General features: G+C 62.6%; 1 protein-coding gene. It reads right to left on the bottom strand.

Going from position 1 to position 281, the window contains the following annotated elements:
- Positions 1-281: DDE-type integrase/transposase/recombinase (locus tag QM019_RS12780; RefSeq protein ID WP_282853314.1), on the bottom strand; the 281-nt coding region annotated here is incomplete at both ends.

Here is a 281-nt window from a genome sequence, read left to right as displayed (position 1 = left end):
CCGCGGTCGGAGTGGACCACGCAGCCGGCGACAGCACCACGCATCGCGACTGCGTTCTCGAGCGCTCGGACAGCAAGACTTGACTTCATTCTCGAGTCGATCGAGTAGCCGACGATCTTGTTCCCGAACACGTCTTTGATCGCGCAGAGGTAGAGCTTGCCCTCGGCGGTCTTGTGTTCGGTGATGTCGGTGAGCCAAAGCTGGTTCGGCCCATCGGCGGTGAACTCATGCCGGACCCGCCCGTTCTCGTCGGTCACAGTGCAGAGGTCGTCGTGCACCGC

It is taken from the genome of Gulosibacter sediminis (assembly GCF_030011715.1).
Lineage (GTDB): Bacteria > Actinomycetota > Actinomycetes > Actinomycetales > Microbacteriaceae > Gulosibacter > Gulosibacter sediminis.
The sequence above is the reverse complement of the archived record's forward strand: the minus strand, read 5'-3'. Positions and strand labels throughout refer to the sequence as shown.